Here is a 547-nt window from a genome sequence, read left to right as displayed (position 1 = left end):
TGCCCGTGAACTGCATCAAAGGTGTCGTCGATATCCAGCACGATCTGCCCGGGCACACGGGCAAAGGACTGGCAATAAAAACGGACCATCTCCCGTCCCATCCGGATGAGATCACGTATTCCGGGCAGGTTCTCCATTCGCGAGATTGTGGGCTGGGAGCACAGCGCCGCACCCGTCTCCGGATGACGTTCCAGCGCGATCTTGAACGACGGATCATGCCGCAGGTCGGAAGCGTCATTGCCATCCTCATACCCCGCCGCAATCATCATTATGCGGAACCGGATGATCTCCCCCAGGCTGTGCCTTACCTTCCCAGGGTCGCGCAGGTCCGTGAGGCAGGACGCCAACAGCCCTGCAAGATCATGGCGGCGTTCGACCTCGCGCAGGAGTGTCAGACCAGCATCAGAACTCATCGCTGCGCCGTCGAAATTGAGGAGGATCGGTTTGCCGTTCACGGGTGACACGACTGGCGCGGCGGAGGTAGACTGCTTCATGGTGAGGGGGCCCGCTTCGGAAACTGGAATTTTTGGTCAACACAACCGAAAAA

At 59.2% G+C, this 547-nt stretch carries 1 protein-coding gene; it reads right to left on the bottom strand.

Features of this window, described 5'->3' with window-relative positions; all coding sequences use genetic code 11:
• Nucleotides 1-494: transposase (locus ACOI1H_RS26180; RefSeq protein WP_422441283.1), on the bottom strand; the 494-nt coding region annotated here is incomplete at its 3' end.
• Between the last annotated feature and the right edge of the window lie 53 nt (nt 495-547).

It is taken from the genome of Loktanella sp. DJP18 (assembly GCF_049310965.1).
In the GTDB taxonomy this organism is placed as follows: Bacteria; Pseudomonadota; Alphaproteobacteria; order Rhodobacterales; family Rhodobacteraceae; genus Loktanella.
The sequence above is the reverse complement of the archived record's forward strand: the minus strand, read 5'-3'. Positions and strand labels throughout refer to the sequence as shown.